The 17,745-nt window shown below is 73.0% G+C and carries 18 protein-coding genes and 1 other RNA gene; 12 read left to right on the forward strand and 7 right to left on the reverse strand.

All coding sequences use genetic code 11. The annotated features are described in order from the left end of the window. Positions 1-31: 31 nt before the first annotated feature. Positions 32-772 carry an SDR family NAD(P)-dependent oxidoreductase gene (locus ACO2Q3_RS22730; RefSeq protein WP_423310812.1) on the forward strand — a complete coding sequence of 247 codons (741 nt, stop codon included), beginning with the start codon at positions 32-34 and terminating at the stop codon, positions 770-772. A gap of 9 nt (positions 773-781) precedes the next feature. Here ACO2Q3_RS22730 and ACO2Q3_RS22735 read toward each other — a convergent pair whose 3' ends face one another. From ACO2Q3_RS22735 to ACO2Q3_RS22745, 3 genes are all read right to left on the reverse strand, one after another. After that, complete coding sequence (locus ACO2Q3_RS22735; RefSeq protein WP_423310814.1) at positions 782-1,588, reverse strand: hypothetical protein; 807 nt, start codon at positions 1,586-1,588, stop codon at positions 782-784. Between the two features lie 129 nt (positions 1,589-1,717). After that, on the reverse strand, positions 1,718-2,626 hold the full coding sequence (locus ACO2Q3_RS22740; RefSeq protein ID WP_423310816.1) for a hydroxymethylglutaryl-CoA lyase: 909 nt from the start codon (positions 2,624-2,626) through the stop codon (positions 1,718-1,720). Positions 2,627-2,629: 3 nt separating this feature from the next. Continuing rightward, entirely contained in the window at positions 2,630-4,273 is a 1,644-nt protein-coding gene (locus tag ACO2Q3_RS22745) for an ArnT family glycosyltransferase (protein ID WP_423310818.1), read from the reverse strand. Between the two features lie 317 nt (positions 4,274-4,590). On the opposite strand from ACO2Q3_RS22745, the gene ACO2Q3_RS22750 reads away from it, so the two are divergent. Then, positions 4,591-5,316 (forward strand): glycosyltransferase family 2 protein, encoded by a 726-nt coding sequence (locus ACO2Q3_RS22750; RefSeq protein ID WP_423310820.1) that lies wholly within the window; start codon positions 4,591-4,593, stop codon positions 5,314-5,316. A 242-nt stretch (positions 5,317-5,558) separates the two neighbouring features. Beyond that, positions 5,559-5,990, forward strand: a complete 432-nt coding sequence (locus ACO2Q3_RS22755; RefSeq protein ID WP_423310822.1) for a hypothetical protein — start codon at positions 5,559-5,561, stop codon at positions 5,988-5,990. A 392-nt stretch (positions 5,991-6,382) separates the two neighbouring features. Here the strand turns inward: ACO2Q3_RS22755 and ACO2Q3_RS22760 are convergent, their stop codons facing one another. Together ACO2Q3_RS22760 and ACO2Q3_RS22765 are read right to left on the reverse strand one after the other, a co-directional pair. Then, positions 6,383-6,904 (reverse strand): thioredoxin family protein, encoded by a 522-nt coding sequence (locus ACO2Q3_RS22760; RefSeq protein ID WP_423310824.1) that lies wholly within the window; start codon positions 6,902-6,904, stop codon positions 6,383-6,385. Then, positions 6,901-7,617 (reverse strand): c-type cytochrome, encoded by a 717-nt coding sequence (locus ACO2Q3_RS22765; RefSeq protein WP_423310826.1) that lies wholly within the window; start codon positions 7,615-7,617, stop codon positions 6,901-6,903. Before ACO2Q3_RS22765 ends, ACO2Q3_RS22760 begins: the two co-directional genes overlap by 4 nt. 169 nt (positions 7,618-7,786) lie before the next feature. Between ACO2Q3_RS22765 and ACO2Q3_RS22770 the strand changes: the two genes are divergently transcribed. From ACO2Q3_RS22770 to ACO2Q3_RS22780, 3 genes are all read left to right on the forward strand, one after another. After that, the gene (locus ACO2Q3_RS22770) at positions 7,787-8,551 is read left to right on the forward strand and encodes a 3-deoxy-manno-octulosonate cytidylyltransferase (protein ID WP_423310828.1); all 765 of its coding nucleotides are present in this window, start codon (positions 7,787-7,789) and stop codon (positions 8,549-8,551) included. Beyond that, complete coding sequence (locus tag ACO2Q3_RS22775) at positions 8,548-9,414, forward strand: prephenate dehydratase (RefSeq protein WP_423310830.1); 867 nt, start codon at positions 8,548-8,550, stop codon at positions 9,412-9,414. Before ACO2Q3_RS22770 ends, ACO2Q3_RS22775 begins: the two co-directional genes overlap by 4 nt. 234 nt (positions 9,415-9,648) lie before the next feature. Further along, a complete protein-coding gene (locus tag ACO2Q3_RS22780; protein ID WP_423310832.1) occupies positions 9,649-10,089 on the forward strand; it encodes an MAPEG family protein in 441 nt (146 codons plus the stop codon). A gap of 166 nt (positions 10,090-10,255) precedes the next feature. Here ACO2Q3_RS22780 and nudC read toward each other — a convergent pair whose 3' ends face one another. Then, positions 10,256-11,182, reverse strand: coding sequence for an NAD(+) diphosphatase (gene nudC / locus ACO2Q3_RS22785; protein WP_423310834.1), 927 nt, complete (start codon positions 11,180-11,182; stop codon positions 10,256-10,258). A gap of 125 nt (positions 11,183-11,307) precedes the next feature. On the opposite strand from nudC, the gene ffs reads away from it, so the two are divergent. The 6 genes from ffs (at position 11,308) to ACO2Q3_RS22815 (ending at position 16,909) form a co-directional block, all read left to right on the forward strand. Then, positions 11,308-11,400, forward strand: an RNA gene (gene ffs / locus ACO2Q3_RS22790) — signal recognition particle sRNA small type. Positions 11,401-11,423: 23 nt separating this feature from the next. Continuing rightward, positions 11,424-13,328 (forward strand): DNA polymerase III subunit gamma/tau, encoded by a 1,905-nt coding sequence (locus ACO2Q3_RS22795; protein ID WP_423310836.1) that lies wholly within the window; start codon positions 11,424-11,426, stop codon positions 13,326-13,328. Between the two features lie 12 nt (positions 13,329-13,340). Next, a complete protein-coding gene (locus ACO2Q3_RS22800; protein ID WP_423310838.1) occupies positions 13,341-13,661 on the forward strand; it encodes a YbaB/EbfC family nucleoid-associated protein in 321 nt (106 codons plus the stop codon). A gap of 13 nt (positions 13,662-13,674) precedes the next feature. Continuing rightward, positions 13,675-14,277, forward strand: coding sequence for a recombination mediator RecR (gene recR / locus ACO2Q3_RS22805; RefSeq protein WP_423310840.1), 603 nt, complete (start codon positions 13,675-13,677; stop codon positions 14,275-14,277). A 269-nt stretch (positions 14,278-14,546) separates the two neighbouring features. After that, entirely contained in the window at positions 14,547-15,200 is a 654-nt protein-coding gene (gene rpe, locus ACO2Q3_RS22810; protein WP_423310842.1) for a ribulose-phosphate 3-epimerase, read from the forward strand. Positions 15,201-15,208: 8 nt separating this feature from the next. Next, positions 15,209-16,909 (forward strand): heparinase II/III family protein, encoded by a 1,701-nt coding sequence (locus ACO2Q3_RS22815; RefSeq protein WP_423310844.1) that lies wholly within the window; start codon positions 15,209-15,211, stop codon positions 16,907-16,909. A 191-nt stretch (positions 16,910-17,100) separates the two neighbouring features. Here the strand turns inward: ACO2Q3_RS22815 and ACO2Q3_RS22820 are convergent, their stop codons facing one another. After that, positions 17,101-17,715 carry a DUF4287 domain-containing protein gene (locus ACO2Q3_RS22820; protein ID WP_423310846.1) on the reverse strand — a complete coding sequence of 205 codons (615 nt, stop codon included), beginning with the start codon at positions 17,713-17,715 and terminating at the stop codon, positions 17,101-17,103. Positions 17,716-17,745: the final 30 nt, after the last annotated feature.

Raw genomic sequence — 17,745 nt, forward strand, 5'->3', positions numbered from 1 at the left:
ATCCGCCTCAGTCCTCCTGGAGACCCCGAACATGACTGACCCGACCAGCGCTGATGCGCCGTCCATCCTGATCGTCGGCGCTTCGCGCGGCCTGGGCGCGGCGATGGCGGCCGAATTCGCCGGCCGCGGCTGGCGGGTCACCGGCACGGTGCGCGGCGATGGCGCCGCCCCCGGCCGGACCGCGCTGCACGCCCTGGCCGAACAACGCCCGGACCAGGTGGCGATCGAGACGCTGGACATCACCCGGCCGGAGCAGATCGCGGCCCTGGCCGGCCGGCTCGCGGGGGCCCGCTTCGACATGCTGTTCGTCAACGCCGGGGTGGCCAACGGCGACCGCGCCGAGACCTTCGCCGACATCTCCACCGACGACTTCACCCGCATGATGCAGACCAACGTGCTGGGGGTGATGCGCACGGTCGAGGGGCTGCAGGACCTGGTGCGCGCCGACGGCCTGATCGGGGTGATGTCGTCGGGCCAGGGCAGCGTCGCCAACAACACCACCGGCGGCGGCGAGATCTACCGCGCGACCAAGGCGGCGCTGAACCAGAGCCTGCGCAGCTATGCCGCCCGCCACGCCCGCGACCCCCATGCCGGCGGTCGGCGCGCCCTGGTGCTGATGGCCCCGGGCTGGATCCGCACCGACATGGGCGGGCCGGACGCCCCGTTCGGCATGGAGGAGGCGATCCCCAAGGTGGTGGACGTGCTGGTCGCGCGGCAGGGCCAGCCGGGCCTGGCCTATCTGGACCGGTTCGGCGCCACGGTGCCGTGGTGAAACTGGAGCTCAGCCCGCGGCGGGCTTCGCCCCCGGCGGCGGGCCGGGCGGGTGGCCGAGGTTGAGCGGCGCCACGGCCGCGCCCGGTGAGCCGGCGGCGACGGCGGCGTACAGCGCCTTGCCGACCGGGCTGTAGGTGATCGCCTCGGTGCCCAGGAACACGCCGAAGGTGACGGCCAGGCCGACGAACCAGGCGGGATGCACGCGGCCATGGCGGCGCTGGTCGAACACCATGCCGGCCACCGGGAAGATCAGGCAGACGAAGAAGCTGGCCTCCCACGCCCAGGGCGCCAGCAGGGGCATCGGCAGGAGGCGGCCGACCCCCGGCCCGACCATCATCGCCATGCCGCTGAAGTGCAGCCGGCGGTGCCAGTCGGTGCGCTTGCGCAGGGCCACCGCCGCATAGGTCAGGCTGGCGAAGCCGATCAGGGTCAGCGGGTCGAACACCAGGAACTGCAGCGGCTTGAAGAAGAACGGCACGCGGCCGACGCGGATGTCGTAGGCGGTCACCGCGCAGCCCATCGCCAGCATCAGCACCACCCAGCCGGCGGCCAGCCAGCCCAGGCGGCGGTGCAGGGCGATGTTGCCGCCGGCCGCCAGGATGTTCTGCGTCAGGAAGATCACCACCCAGGCCATGAAGGTCAGCGCGTGGGCGTGGATCAGCGGCGGCGCGCCGAAGCTGGAGCGCCCCATGACCAGGTTCAGGATGAACCCCGCCGCAATGGTGACGGCCATGATGATGGCCCCGCCCAAGAAGAAGCGGCGATCGTCCCCGCCCGGCGAGATGGACGGCAGTGGTTCTGCGATGGCGGCCATGGCGTTCCCCCTACGGATGGCGTGCGCCATGGATATTGCCACCGCGGCCGCGCTTGATCCAGCGACGTTCGACGAACGGTGTTTGCGGGGGGATCGCTTTCCCTTCCCCCGCAAGCGGGGGAAGCGGGATCAGACCGCCTTTGCCGGGAAGCCGCCCGCCTTGCTCAGCGACGAGATCGGCGGCTTGCCGATCTTCTCGCCGATCCAGCGGCCGGCCTCGACCATGGCCTCGAGGTCGACGCCGGTCTCGAAGCCGGCGCGCTCGAGCATGTAGACCAGGTCCTCGGTGGCGATGTTGCCGGTGGCGTTGGGGGCGAACGGGCAGCCGCCGAGGCCGCCGCAGCTGGCGTCGAGCACGCGGACCCCGGCCTCCACCCCGGCGTAGGCGTTGGCCAGGCCCGTGCCGCGGGTGTCGTGGAAATGCAGGCGCAGGCGCTTGTCGCCGGCGACCCGCGCGGCGGCCTCGACCCGGCGGCGCACGGTCCAGGGATCGGCCACGCCGATGGTGTCGGCCAGGGCGATCTCGGCCACCGGCAGGGCGGCGGCCTCGCGCACGATGGCGACCACCTGGTCCTCGGACACCTCGCCGTCGAACGGGCAGCCGAACGCCACCGAGATCGTCACCGAGATCGGCGGCCCGCCCTCGGCGGCGCGGCGGCCGGCGATGGCGGCCATGGCGGCGACCTGTTCGGCGACGCTGGCGCCCTGGTTGCGGATGCCGAAGCCGTCGGTGGCGCAGACCACCACATTGGCCTCGTCCACCCCGGCGGCCAGCGCCCGGTCCCAGCCGCGCTCGTTCAGCACCAGGCCGATGCGCGAGCGGCCGTCGGCATGCGGCAGGCCGGCCATGATCGCCTCGGCGCCGGCCATCTGCGGCACCCGCTTGGGGTTGACGAAGGACACCGCCTCGATGCGCCGCACGCCGCAGGCCTCCAGCCGGCGGATGAAGTCCAGCCGGTCGGCCGGCTCGAGGATGGCCTTCTCGTTCTGCAGCCCGTCGCGCGGGCCGACTTCGACGATCTCGATCTTCTGGGTCATGAGCTACTGTCCAGGCGCGGATGTGGGCGCGGGCGGCGCGTTTTCCAAGGCAGGCTTGAAGAGGCGCAGCGCCACCGGCCGGCCGTTGGAATAGTCGAACCCGTGCACGGCACCCACCATCTGCGCGGCGTCGCCGTTGGCGCGCAGGGCCGCGACGAAGGCGTCCTGCTGGCGGCCCTCGACCACCACCGGGCGGCCGTCGGCGATGGCGTCGGCCGCGGTCTGGCCATCGCCGAGCTCGGTGGCGGTGCCCAGGGCGAAGATCAGGCTGGGCTCCTGGTAGCCGGCCAGGGTGATCGGCCCGGGGGTCATGCCGTTGCGCGGGTCGAGGCCGGCGCGGCGCAGGGCGATCATGGTGTCGCTGGAGGGCCAAAGCGGCGTCAGCGCCGGCGCCAGGGCCGCCCAGAACACGGTGTGGGCGACCAGGCCCAGGCCGCTGGCGATCACCAGGCCGCGGCCGGCGTTCTGGCGCAGCAGCAGCCAGGCGCCGACGCCCCCCGCCGCCAGGAAGGCCAGGGCGCTGGCCGCCGCGGCCGGCCAGGCGCCGGGGACCTTGAGCCAGATCGGGGCGGCCAGGCTGACGGCGGCGAAGGCCACCGCGGCCAGCGCGGCCAGGCCGGCGCCGGCGAGGCGCGACAGCCGGCCGATCGGCTCGGCCAGGGCGCGGGCCATCAGCCACGCCAGGGCGCCGAACAGCGGCAGCGGATAGTGCGGCAGCTTGGTGGGAATCAGCTCGAACACGATCCAGGCCGGGACCGCCCAGGCGATGGCGAAGCGCACCCCCGGCTCGGCGCGGTTGCGCCAGCCGCCGGAGAGGCCGGCCGGCAGCAGCAGGGTGGCGGGGAAGATCAGCAGGCTGGCCAGCAGGGCGTAGGTCAGCGGCGGCGCGCCGTGACCCTCCTGGCCGCCGGCCAGCTTGGGCGCCAGGTCGCCGCCCACCGCCGCGCCCCAGAACGCCCCGTCGGTGGCGACGGTGATGGCCATGGCCCACGGCCCCACCAGGGCGGCGATCAGGATCAGCCCCCAGCCCCAGCCCAGGTGGCGCATCCAGCGCGCCTTGCGGTCCCAGACCCCGAGGGTCAGCAGGGTGAGGCCGACGATCAGCGGGCCCACCGGCCCCTTGACCAGGATCGACACCGCCAGGCCCAGCCAGAACCAGGCGCGGGTGCGCCGGCCGGCCCGCGGACCGCCCGTCTCGGCCAGGTACAGCCGCCCCAGCGCCGCCATGGCCAGGGTGATCGCGCCGGCCAGCACCCCGTCGGTGGTGGCCAGGAAGGCCTCGGTGGAGAAGACGAAGCCGGTCCCCAGGGCGACACCGGCGATCGTCGCCAGGCCCGGGCTGAGGAAGGCCGAGGCGCCCCAGGCGCAGGCCGCCGCCGCCAGCGCCGCGCCCAGCAGCGACGGCAGGCGATAGGCCCAGATCTCGCGGTCCTCGGCGTGCGACAGCAGCTTCACGCTGGCGGCCTGCAGCCAGTAGACGCCCACCGGCTTCTTGAAGCGCGGCAGGTCCTGGAACTGGATGGAGACGAAGTCGCCGGTCTCCAGCATCTGCGCGGTGGCCTCGGCGAAGCGCGGCTCGTCGCGGTCGATGGTCGGCGTCAGGAACAGACCGGGCAGGCCGGCGAGCACGGCCACGAAGGCCGCCATCAGAGGGCCCCGCCCGCCGCGCGCCCACCCCTCCAGACGCTCCTGAAGACTCATGCCCCCGTTGATAGCACGATCCTTCGCCGGCGCAGGGTTTCGGCAGCATCCCTGCCGGCGCAGCCCCTCACCTTCCCAATCGCTGCGCGATCGGGCCCCTTCCTCTCCCTCGAGGGAGAGGAAATAGCGATCACGGCCGCACCGCCTGAATCCTCTCCCTGCAGGGAGAGGAAGGGGCCCGCGCCCGCCAGGGCGTGGGAGGGTGAGGGGTCGCGCCAGCCCCCGCCATTCCCCGCCCCCGCGTTCCGCCCTAAGACGTCGCCATGGCCGACGCCCCCGACATCTCCATCGTGGTCCCCGTGTATGACGAGGCGGGCGCGGCCCCGGCGCTGGCGCGGGAAATCGCCGCCGCGTTCGCCGGCCGGTCGTTCGAGGTGCTGTTCGTCGACGACGCCAGCGGCGACGGCACGCGGGCGGCCTTGCAGGCGCTGCGGTCGGAGATCCCGCAGCTGCGGGTGCTGGCGCACGGCCGCAACGCCGGCCAGAGCCGGGCGATCCGCACCGGGGTGCTGGCCGCCAGGGCCGCGGTGATCGTCACCCTGGACGGCGACGGCCAGAACGATCCCGCCGACGCCCCGCGCCTGGTCGAGGCCCTGGTCGCCGGGCCGGCGACGCTGGGCCTGGTCGGCGGCGAGCGGGTCAGGCGCATGGACGGGGCCAACAAGCGCTGGGCGTCGCGGGCGGCCAACGCCATCCGCCGGCGGGTGCTGGACGATGGCGCGGTCGACACCGGCTGCGGCCTGAAGGCGTTCCGGCGCGAGGCCTTCCTGGCGCTGCCGTACTTCGACCACATCCACCGCTACCTGCCGGCGCTGATGCTGCGCGAGGGCTATCAGGTCGCCTTCCAGCCGGTGAACCATCGCCCGCGCGGCAGCGGCCGCTCGAAGTACAGCAACCTCGGCCGCCTGTGGGCGGCGCTGTCGGACCTGCAGGGCGTGCTGTGGCTGAAGCGCCGGGCGCGCGACCCGGGGACGATCGAAGAGGATTGATCGGCAATCGCCCTTGCCGCTCCCTCCGATCTGTCATCCCGGAATGGGCGTCAGCCCATATCCGGGACCGCCGGAAGCGCTGGACGCAGCGTCGAACGCTGGCGCCTGCCGCGGTCCCGGATATCCGCTGCGCGGATTCCGGGATGACAGAGGGAGGCGCGAACGTGGGAGGAGTAGCCGCAAACGGGGAAACGCCTTATCCCTCAGCGATCTACCGGGGGGTAGGGTCCGTCGGGGGTCTGATGAACGCGTTCGCCGCCACGCCGCTGCTGGTGCTGCCAGCTCTGGCCTACAACCTGTTCGCCCTGACCCTGTCCGGCGGACTGTTCTCCAAGCTGGCCAGCGAGCGGCTGGGCCGGCCGCTGTTCAGCTTCACCACCTCGGCCGGGGTGGTCTGGCCGGTGACCTTCTCGGACCTGCTGCTGACCGTGGCCCTGGTGGTGCTGTTCATCGAGCTGCTGAAGTCCACCACCAGCCGGCGCACCGCCATCATCAACCACTCGCTGTCGATGCTGCTGTTCGTGGCCCTGCTGGTCGAGCTGCTGCTGCTGCCGGCGTTCGCCTCGTCGACCTTCTTCCTGATCACCCTGATGGTGATGCTCGACGTGCTCGCCGGCTTCATCGTCACCATCGTCGCCTCGCGCCGCGAGATCGACCTGCGCGAGGACCGCTGACACCCTCTCTTCCCCCCTTGGGGGAAGTCCGGCCGCAGGCCGGGATGGGGGCTCCAGCTGGACGGGATCGGCCGTGCTCCGCTGGAGCCCCCTACCCCCGCTTCGCGGGTACTTCCCCCAGAGGGGGAAGAGAACTTGCGCCCGGCAGGGATGACCCGCCCGGCAGGGACTGCCGCGTCAGACCAGCACCATGAACAGGGTCGTGACCACGATCAGATCGATGGCGCGAAAGGCGATGGCGGTCATGGGAGCTCCGACGGACAGGGTTTCTCCGTCGTTAAGCAAGATGGGCGCCAGGGTTCCCGCGCTGGCTTCCCCCACACTGTCATCCCGGAATCCGCGCAGCGGATATCCGGGACCGCGGCAGGCGCGGGCGTCCGCTACGGCCGGCCCTATTTCGTCCAGCTGGCCAGCCAGTCGGCCAGGGCCTGGGGGGTCATGGAGCGGGCGTCGGTGAGGGCCGATTCGTGGCCGGCGTTGATCAGCCGGCCGTGCTCGTCGAGCACCAGCACGGTGGGCGCGCCTGGCAGCCTGGCCAGGCCGTAGCGCGCCGGGATCTGCATGTTGCGGTCGTAGCGGCCGACATCGACCGTCACCACCTCGTAGTGCGCCTTCATGAAGGCGGCAATCTCGGGCAGCTGCAGCACCGCCGCCAGGATGCGGCAGTCGGCACACCAGTTGCCGCCGAGGTCGAGCAGCACCCGCTTGTGACCGACCCTGGCGCGGGCCAGGGCGGCCTTGACGGCCGCCTCGGCGTCGGCGTCGACGTCGTAGGGATAGGGCAGCGGCGTCGGCAGCTGCTTGAGCGAGGCGATCGACACGTGCGGCGCCGGCGCGGCCTGCGCCCCGGGGCCTGCGGCCAGCAGCATCGCGCCGGCCGCCAGGACGGCGGCCGGCAGGCGGCGCAGGATCACTTCTTGGCGGGCGCCGCGGCCGAGGCGGCCGGGGTCGCCGCGCTCGCGCCGGCGGCGGGCGACGCCGCACTGGCGCCGGCGGCCGGGGCGGCGCTGGCGCCGGCCGGGGCGGGGGCGGCCGAAGCGCCGGCGGCGGGGGCCGCGGCGGCGGGGTTCGGCGCCGGGATCGGCAGGTTCGAGCCCAGGGTGTTGAGGTAGGCGATCAGGTTGATGCGGTCCTGGGCGGCCTTCAGACCGATGAAGGTCATCTTGGTGCCGTCGATGTACTTTTGCGGACCGTGCAGGAATTCGTAGACGTGCTCGAAGTCCCACTTGCCGATCTTGCCGCCGAAGGCCTTCATCGCCGGCGAGTAGTTGGCCGCGAAGGCCGGGCTGGAGCCCGGGGTGCGGCCCAGCACGCCGTACAGGCTGGGGGCGGACGGGCCGGGCGCGCCGCCCGGATCGAAGCTGTGGCAGCTCTTGCACTTGTCGCTGACGGCCTGGCCGGCGGCCACGTCGGCGGTCTTCAGCACCGTGCCCCAGTCGGGCGGGGTGTCCGCGGCCTCGCCGCCGCCGCCGCCGCCTTCGCCCGATGACACCGGCTCGATGGCGTAGCCCGCCTTGGTCAGCGGATGCTTCTGGAAGATCATCGGGGGCACCACCGCAAGACCGGCGATGATCAGAGCCGTAGCCAGACCAGCGCCGGCGATCTTGTTGAAGGTGAGGTCGCTCATTCGGACTTGGGCCCCTGAATTTTCCCTGCGGGAGGGCTCGGCGCGACGCGCCGCAATCCCGCCCCTTATTGCGCCCCGGTCTCTTACACGCTACCGCCGGCCGCGCAACCGGCCATTGGAGCCGAGCTTCAACGGACCGCCGACCCGCGCCATTTCGTCGCTCCCCCTCATGAAAACCGCCCTCAACCCCGCCACGAATCCGATCGTGCTGATCCCCGCGCGGCTGGCCGCCAGCCGCCTGCCGGGCAAGCCGCTGGCCGAGATCGGCGGCGTGGCGATGATCGTGCGCGTGCTGAAGGCGGCGGAGGCGGCGGGGGTCGGCCCGGTGGCGGTGGCGGCGGGCGATTCGCAGATCGTGGCGGCGGTGGAGGCGGCCGGCGGGCGGGCGGTGCTGACCGATCCGGACCTGCCCTCGGGCTCCGATCGCATCCAGTCGGCCCTGGAGGCGCTGGATCCGGCCGGCGTCCACGACACGGTGATCAACCTGCAGGGCGACATGCCGTTCGTCAGCCCCCGGATCCTGGTCGCCTGCGCCGGCCTGCTGGCCTCGGAGCCGGCCTGCGACATCGCCACCGTTGTGGCGCCGGAAGCCTCGCCGGACGACCGGCGCAATCCCAACGTGGTCAAGGCGGTGCTCAGCCTCGCCGAGGGCGGGCGCGCGGGCCGGGCGCTGTACTTCACGCGCTCGACCCTCTACGGCGACGCGCCGGTGTGGCGCCACGTCGGCGTCTACGGCTACCGCCGCTCGGCGCTGGCCCGCTTCAACGCCGCCCCGCCCTCGCCCCTGGAGCGGCGCGAGGGGCTGGAACAGCTGCGTGCGCTGGAGCTGGGGCTTTCCATCTGGGCGGCGGTGGTCGATACCGCGCCCCTTTCCGTCGACACGCCGGCCGACCTTGAGGCGGCCCGCCAATTCGCCCTCGGGAGCGCACGATGACCTTGGACACCGCCTCGCGAGGAAAGATCGCCTTCCAGGGCGAGCCCGGCGCCAACAGCGACGAGGCCTGCCGCGCGCACTATCCCGACTACCAACCCGTGCCGCACGCCACCTTCGAGGACGCCTTCGAGGCGGTGAAGTCGGGGGCCTGCGCCCTGGGCATGATCCCGCTGGAGAACTCGATCATGGGGCGGGTGAGCGACGTGCATCACCTGCTGCCGCAGTCGGGCCTGAAGATCATCGGCGAGCGCTTCAAGCCGATCCATTTCCAGCTGATGGCCAACCGCGGCACCCGGCTGGGCGACGTGAAGACCGTGGTCTCGATGCCGTTCGCCTGGGGCCAGTGCCGCCGGCTGCTGCGCCAGCTGGGCGTGTCCATGGAGGCGGCCAGCGACACCGCCGCCTCGGCCCGGATCGTCGCCGAACACCCCGACCCGACCCGCGCGGCCATCGCCCCGGCCCTGGCGGCCGAGATCTACGGCCTGGACATCATCGCCCGCGACATCGAGGACGAGGCGCACAACACCACCCGCTTCGTGGTGCTGACCGCCGAGCCGAACCCGCCGGCCCCGCCGCCCGGCGTGCGCTGCGTGACCAGCTTCGTGTTCCGCGTGCGCAACATCCCGGCGGCGCTGTACAAGGCGCTCGGCGGCTTCGCCACCAACGGCGTCAACATGACCAAGCTGGAAAGCTACATGGAGAACGGCGCCTTCACGGCCACCTTCTTCTACGCCGAGGTCGACGGCCGCCCGGAGGACGTGGGCCTGAGCCACGCCTTCGACGAGCTGAAGTTCTTCTCCGACCACCTGGAAGTGCTGGGCGTCTACCCGGCCGACCCGTTCCGCGAGGCGAGCGGGATCTGAACCTCCAGACTGCACCGTAACCTCGTCACCCCGGACAAGGGCGCGAAAGCGCCCGCCGATCCGGGGCCAGCGCTCCCGCGCCCCAGACGAACTCCAGAGGCCCCGACTCGCAGCGGCCACTCACCATCCTCTGAGCGGCGGCGCGGCCGGCCCCGGGTCTGCGCTGCGCTTCGCCCGGGGTGACGGGAAGGGGGCGAGAGCTTAGCCTTTCCCCAAATCCCGGGGGGAACACACATGCCGACCGAATCGCCGATCACCCATTCGATCCTGACGCCGGCCCTGGCCCTGGTGGTCTGGTCGCTGGTCGTCCTGGTGTGGCTCTACGTGCGCCGCATTCCGGCGATCCAGCGCGCCGGGATCACCCCCGACCAGGCCCGCGAGCCCGGGGCGCTGGACGCGCTGCCCGGCCAGGTGCGCTGGGTGGCGGACAACTACAACCACCTGATGGAGCAGCCGACGCTGTTCTATGCCCTGGTGTTCTACAGCTACCTGGCCGGCCAGCAGAACGGCGTGAACCTGGCCCTGGCCTGGGGCTATGTGGCGCTGCGCGTGGTCCACAGCCTGGTGCAGGCCACCGTCAACGCGGTGATGGTGCGCTTCTCGATCTTCGCCGTCTCGTCGCTGGTGCTGGCGGCCCTGGCGGGACGGGACGTCTGGGCCTTGGTGGCGGGGTAGCGAGGTCCTTCCTTACTCTGTCATCCCGGAACGGGCGCGAGCCCGTATCCGGGACCGCCGGAAACGCTGACGTTTGTCGGCCGTAGCAGGCGCCGGAGCCTGCTGCGGTCCCGGATATCCGCTTCGCGGATTCCGGGATGACAGAAGAGAGAAGGTGACGGCCGACTTACCCCTCTTCCGCCCAGGCCTTGATCAGCTGGTAGGCGATGGCCATCGCCCCGGGGGCCCTTGCGCCGGGCAGGCCGCCGGCGACCAGGGTGCGGGCCTCCTCGCGGGTGAACCAGCGCACCTCTTCCAGCTCGGTCTGGTCGGGGGCGGCGTCCTCGTTCTCGACCTCGGCGATCAGGCCGATCATCAGCGACGAGGGATAGGGCCAGGGCTGCGTGGAGTGATAGCGCACCTTGGTGGCCCTGAGCGCCGCCTCTTCCATCAGCTCGCGGGCGCAGGCCTCCTCGATGGTCTCGCCGGGCTCCAGGAAGCCGGCCAGGGCCGAGTACATGCCCTTAGGCCAGGCCGCCTGGCGGCCCAGCAGGCAGCGGTCGCCCTTGGCCGCCAGCATGATCACCACCGGGTCGGTGCGCGGGAAGTGCTCGGACTTGCAGGCCGGGCAGACGCGCTTCCAGCCTGCCTCTGCAACCTCGGAAGGCTGACCGCAGACGGCGCAGTAGCGGTGGCGGCGGCGCCACTCGAACATCTGCTTGGCGGTGGCCAGGATCGCCGCGTCGGTGGGCGGCAGGGCCAGGGCGATGGCGCGCAGGTCCTCGAACCGGCCCATACCCTGCAGCGGCCCGTCCACCGGATCGGCGTCGCCGTCCACGTCGACGGCGAACACGGCGGTATCCTGCCACAGGCCCATGAACAGCAGCTGTTCGGCGCCCGAGGACAGCTCCCGCGCCATGCCGGCGGGGATGTAGGCGATCTGGCTGCCGCCGTCCTTTGCCTTTTCCACCAGCACCCTGCCGTTCCACAGGGCCACGCCCAGGGAATCCGGCGAGGCCAGCTTTTCGGCGATCCAGGCGGTGTCGCGGCGGCGTTCGCTGGCGCGATCCAGCGGGTTGCCGGCGAAGGTGTTCATGAAGGCGTCGAGGGGCATGGCGACGGTTCTAAGCGACTTCACGCGGCGAGGCCAAGCCGGGAGATCGGCGTTCGACTGCGAACCGCCCCCTGCGACACGCGCCCGCTTGCGCCGCCGGGCCTCGCACGCGATATAGGGGGTGGAGATCGGCGATGGGCGGAGGCCTCGCCAACCCGGTCAGGACCGGAAGGTAGCAGCCGTAACGAGATTTGCTCCGGGTCGTCTGCCGGTCTCCACCCAGCCCCTGACCCAGGCGACAATGGCCGACCAAGACCTTCCGCCCGGAACCACGCCCGATACGACGGCGCCGTGGGAAGACGAGGCTCCCGAACGCGACGACCTGACCGCCGACATCTTCGGCGCGGCGCCGCCGGCCGCCGCGGCCGCGCCGGCGCCGATCCCCACGCCGACCCTTGCGCCAACGTTGAGCGAGACCGTCGGGTCCGGCGCCGCCTATACGGTGCTCGCCCGCAAATACCGGCCGCAGAGCTTCGAGGACATGATCGGCCAGGAGGCGATGGTGCGCACGCTCACCAACGCCTTCGCCAGCGGCCGCATCGCCCACGGCTTCATGCTGACCGGGGTGCGCGGGGTGGGCAAGACCACCACCGCCCGCCTGCTGGCGCGGGCGCTGAACTACGAGAGCGACACCGTCCACCAGCCGTCGGTGACCGACCTGGCCACCCCTGGCCGGCACTGCGCGGCGATCACCGAAGGGCGGCACATCGACGTGCTGGAGCTGGACGCCGCCAGCCGCAGCCGGGTGGACGAGATGCGCGAGCTGCTGGACGGGGTGCGCTACGCCCCCGCCGAGGCGCGCTACAAGGTCTACGTCATCGACGAAGTGCACATGCTGTCGACGGCGGCGTTCAACGCCCTGCTGAAGACGCTGGAAGAGCCGCCGCCGCACGCCAAGTTCATCTTCGCCACCACCGAGATCCGCAAGGTGCCGGTGACCATCCTGTCGCGCTGCCAGCGCTTCGACCTGCGCCGGGTCGAGCCCGACGTGCTGGTGCGGCATCTGTCGGCCATCACGGCCAAGGAAGGCGCCCGCATCGAGGCCGAGGCCCTGACCCTGGTCGCCCGCGCGGCGGAAGGCTCGGTGCGCGACAGCCTGTCGCTGCTGGACCAGGCCATCGTCCAGGGCGAGGCCGGCCAGACGGTGACGGCCGCCACGGTGCGCGACATGCTGGGCCTAGCCGACCGGGCGCAGACCATCGGCCTGTTCGAGAAGACCGTGCGCGGCGAGGCCGGCCCGGCGATCGAAGCCTTCCGCGCCCTGTACGGCTTCGGCGCCGACCCGGCCCAGGTGGTGTCGGACCTGCTGGAACACTGCCACGGCGCCTCGGTGGCCAAGGCGCTAGGCCCCGATGTGCTGGTGCTGCCCAAGGACCAGGCCGCCAGCCTGGCGGCGCTGGGCGCGGCCCTGTCGGCCGGCAGCCTGTCGCGGCTGTGGCAGATGCTGCTGAAGGCCTATGACGAGGTGCGCCGGGCCCCCGACCCGGCCGCGGCCGTGGAGATGGCGTTGATCCGCCTGGCCTACGCCGCCGACCTGCCCGGCCCTGAAGAGGCGCTGAAGGCGCTGCAGTCCGGCGAGGCGATGGGCGGGGGCGGCGGTCCGCGCGGCGGCGGAGCCAGTGGCGGCGGTCAGGGGGGCGGCGGTCAGGGGGGTGGCGGCGCTCTGAACGCCCGCGCCGCCTTCCAGACCCAGCCGCGCGCCGAGGCGCACGCCGCGCCGCAGACCACCCTGCAGTCGTTCGACGACGTGGTGCGGCTGATCGACGAGCGGCGCGACATCGGCCTGAAGCTGGACGTCGAGCGCTTCATGCGCCCGATCAGCTTCCGCATGGGCGCGATCACCTTCGAGCCGGCGCCCGGCGCGCCGGTGAACCTGGCCCAGCGCCTGGTGGCGCGGCTGAAGGAATGGACCGGCCAGCCCTGGCTGGTGGCGGCCGAAGGCAGCGGCGGGGCCGAGACCCTGCTGGAACGCGAGAAGCGCGAGCGCGCCAGGGCGCGCCAGGAGGCGCTGTCCGAGCCCTTCGTGCAGGCGGTGATGCAGGCCTTCCCCGGCACGGAGCTGGTGGAGATCCGCCAGCTGGCCGCGCCGGAGATCGCCGCGCCGGCCGACGACGAACCCAACGACGATGACGACGACCAGGACTGAGGAGTTGATGCGGTGAAGGATCTCGGGTCGCTGATGAAGCAGGCGCAGCAGATGCAGGCCAAGCTGCAGGAAGCGCAGGCGCGCCTGGCCGAGACCGACATCGAGGGCTCGGCCGGCGGCGGCATGGTGCGTCTGGTGCTGAAGGGCTCGGGCGAGCTGGCCCGGGTGAGCATCGACGAGAGCCTGCTGGCCCCGGGCGAAGGCGAGATCGTCGCCGACCTGATCGTCGCGGCGCATGCCGACGCCCGCAAGAAGCTGGAGGCCACCCAGTCGGAGATGATGCGGGACGTGGCCGGGCCGCTGGCCGGCATGCCCGGCATGCCGAAGTTCTGACGCCGGACCCGTTGTGGCCGCTTCCGCCGGACCCGAGATCGAGCGCCTGATCAGCCTGCTGGCGAAGCTGCCCGGGCTTGGCCCCCGCTCGGCCCGGCGCGCGGCGCTGCAGCTGCTGAAGAAGCGCGAGGCGCTGCTGGCGCCCCTGGCCTCGGCCCTGGCGGACGCCGCCGAAAAGGTGAAGACCTGCCAGACCTGCGGCGCGCTGGACACCACCGACCCGTGCGCCATCTGCGCCGACCGCACGCGCGACGAGGCGCTGATCTGCGTGGTCGAGGAGGTCGGCGCCCTGTGGGCCATGGAGCGGGCCGGGGCCTTCCGCGGCCGCTACCACGTGCTGGGCGGACTGCTCTCGGCGCTCGACGGGGTGGGTCCGGAGGCGTTGCGCGTCGGCGGCCTGGTGGCGCGCGCCAGCGAGGGCGCCGTGCGCGAGGTGATCCTGGCGCTGCCCGCCACGGTCGACGGCCAGACCACCGCCCACTACGTGGCCGACCGGCTGGCCAACGCCGGCGTGCAGGTGACCATGCTGGCGCGCGGCGTCCCCGTCGGCGGCGAACTCGACTGGCTCGACGACGGCACCATCGCCCAGGCCATGCGCGCACGCCGGCCGGCCTAGGGGGGTGGAAGGGCGGAACCCCTCACCCTCCCATGGCTGCGCCATGGGCCCCTCCCTCTCCCTATGGGAGAGGTGATTTCATAGCGTAATCCGCAGGTTAGCACGCGCAAGCATCGCCCTGGCTCACCCTCTCCCATAGGGAGAGGGAGGGGCCCGCGCGCCTTGCGGGAGCAAGGCGGGCGGGAGGGTGAGGGGTTACGGGGCCACGCCCGCGCCCTGCGGCCAAGCCGACCCTTCCACCGTGCCGCGGCTCGCGTTAAGTCCTGGGCATGACCATCATCGCTCCCTCGATCCTGGCCGCGGATTTCGCCAAGCTCGGCGAGGAGGTGCGCGCCATCGAGGCGGCGGGGGCGGACTGGGTGCATGTGGACGTGATGGACGGCCATTTCGTGCCCAACATCACCCTGGGCCCCGACATCGTGAAGGCGCTTCGGCCGCACGCGTCGATCCCGTTCGACGTGCACCTGATGATCGCGCCGGTCGACCCCTACCTGGAGGCGTTCCGCGACGCCGGCGCCGACATCATCAGCGTGCATCCGGAATCCGGCCCGCACCTGAACCGCACGCTCAAGCGCATCCGCGAGATCGGGGCCAAGGCCGGGGTGGTGTTCAACCCCTCGACCCTGCCCGAGACCATCGAGTGGATGATGGACGAGGTCGACCACATCCTGGTGATGTCGATCAACCCCGGCTTCGGCGGCCAGAGCTTCATGCGCTCGCAGCTGGACAAGATCGCCCGCCTGCGCGCGATGATCGACGCCACCGGCCGCGACATCACCCTGGAGGTGGACGGCGGGGTGAATCCTGAGACGGCGAAGCTGTGCGTCGCGGCCGGGGCCACCGCCCTGGTCGCCGGCACCGCCGTGTTCAAGGGCGGCCCGTCCGCCTACGCCGACAACATCCGCGCCCTGAGAGGCGACTGAGGCAGGCCATGGGGGGCGCAGGGGGCAGGGGCGGCGGCGGTTCCGGCGCCCTGTTGCACGCCCTGGCGCTGGCGCCGGCCCGGCGGCTGGCGGTGGAGTGGTCGGCGACGCCCTTCCACGCCCTGGCCCTGTCCGGCGGGCGTCCGCGGGGCCTGGCCGCCCGGGCGCCGGCGCTGCGGCCGGCCGATCCGGCGCGAGGCGAGCGGCTGATCGCCGGTGACTGGCGCTTCGCCGGCGAGGCGCTGTCGCTGGGCCCCGGCGCCGATCCCTGGAACCGGCCGGCGCCCAGCCGCGCCTTCGCCGCCTGGCAGCACGGCTTTACCTGGATAGCCGACCTGGTCGCGGCCGGTCCCGCGGGGGTGGCCGAGGCCCTGCGGCTGAGCCTGGCGTGGCGGCGGCTGTTCGCCCGCTGGAACGCCTTCGCCTGGGAGGGCGAGGTGCTGCGCCGCCGGGCGGTGAGCCTGGCCGTCGCCGCCCCGGCGCTGCTGGCCGCCGCCTCGGATGCAGAGGGGGCGGCGATCCTCGCCGACCTCTCGCGGCAGGCGCGCCAGCTGCTGGCCATCGGCGACGACGCCGGCCACGCGGCCGAGCGCGCCGCCGCCGCGGCGATCGCCGCCGGGGTGCTGGCCGGACCCGGGCCGGCGCGCCTGCGCGAACGGGCGCTGCGGCGGCTGGAGCGGCGCCTGCCGCAGGCGGTGCTGGCCGACGGCGGTCACGCCTCGCGCAGCCCCGAGGCGGCGCTGGAGCTGCTGTTCGATCTGTTGACCCTCGACGAGGTGCTGAGCCAGCTGGGCCGCCCGCCGCCGGCGGAGGTGTCGCGCGCCATCGACCGGCTGAGCGCGGCGGTGCGGTTCTTCAGCCTGGCCGACGGACGGCTGGCGGCGGCGCAGGGCGGCGGCGAGGCCAGCCACGCGCGCATCCTGGCGGCCCTGGCGCATGACGACGAGGCCCGCGGCGTGCCGCCGGCCCTGCGCGAGAGCGGCTATCAGCGGCTGGACGCCGGGGCGCTGCAGGTGTTCGCCGACGCCGGCGCGCCGGCCCAGGGCCCCTGGTCGACCGCCGCCTGCGCCCAACCGGGGGCGATCGAGGTGCTGGCCGGGGGACAGCGGCTGATCTCCGGTCCGGGCTGGTCGCCGGCGTTTGGACCCGGCGGCGCGGCGCGGTGCTCCGAAGCGGCGGCCGGCGTGACCCTGGACGACGCCTCGCCCGGCGCGCCGCTGCAGGGCCTGTCGGCCTGGAGCCTGGGCGCGCGGCTGGCCGGCGCCGGCTGGCGGGTGACGCCGCGGCGCAGCGAGGGCGACGGGGTGGCGCTGCTGGAGATCAGCCACGACGCCTGGATGGACCGCCTGGGCGTGCGGGCCGAGCGGCGGCTGTATGTCGACGGCGCCGCCGGCGAGCTGCGCGGCGAGGACCGCTTCATGCCCACCAAGGCGCTGAAGGGCGACCGGCGCCGCTTCGTGCTGTACGCGATCCGCTTTCCGCTATGCGCCGACGTGCGCGCCTCGATCGCCATGGACGGCAAGAGCGTGCTGATCCGCCATGGCCACGACCCGGGCTGGTGGCTGCGCACCGACGCGGCGGAGATCAGCCTGGGCTCCGCCAGCCGCTGGACCGACGGCGAACCGCGCGGCGTCGAGGTGGTGATCCTGTCGGGCCTGTTCCGGCTGGAGGCCGGCGGCCGGGTGCGCTGGAAGCTGGGGCGGGCGTAGGGTTTAAGGCCGCGGTCGGCGGAGCCCCTCACCTTCCCACGCCCTGACGGGCGCGGGCCCCTTCCTCTCCCTGCAGGGAGAGGAAAAGCAAAGCTGGCGGCGCCTGCTCACAGACTCCTCTCCCTCGAGGGAGAGGAAGGGGCCCGACCGCGCAGCGGTTGGGAAGGTGAGGGGCTCCGCCGGCTCCGCCCTCAGCTCGCCGCGAACGCCTGCCTCAGCAACGTGGCGACGGCCGCATCCACCTCTGTCGCCGAAACGAGCACCAATGTGGATTTCAGCCGCTCCGACCAGCCTTCCCGCCCGGGCGGCGACAGCCTGGGATCGGCGTCCGGCTCCAGCGCCAGGCCCAGCCGCACGGTGCTGGCCGGGCGGCCTGGCCGTGCGGCGGCGAAGGCGTAGCGGCGCGACCAGGTGGCGTAGGTCTTGCGCTGGCCGGTGATGGCGCCGTCGATGGCGTCGACCTTGGCCTGCAGCGCGCGGGCGATCGCGGCGGCGTTGGCGTCGGTCCAGAGGGCGGCGGCGGTCTGTTCGGGGGTGCTGCGCGGGACCCCGGCCGCCCGGGCCGCCTCGCCCATCACCAGCATGGCGTAGTTCTGGCCCAGGCCATGCACGTCCTTGAACCATTTCTGTCGCGCCCTGGGCCGGGTCTCCGGGCATTGTCCGGCGATCTCGACCCACTGCGCCAGCGACCGGCCGGTGGTCGTCTCCAGCGAGGCGCGCACCGAGGCCCTCCACTTGCGCTGCTGTTCGGTGCGGCCCTGATCCTCGGTGGGAGTCTGCTCCTGCGTGAGCGGCCTGTCCGCCATGGCGACCTCCTGCTGTCCGTCGCCGCACCC

This window comes from Caulobacter sp. KR2-114 (assembly GCF_049446115.1).
In the GTDB taxonomy this organism is placed as follows: domain Bacteria; phylum Pseudomonadota; class Alphaproteobacteria; order Caulobacterales; family Caulobacteraceae; genus Acaudatibacter.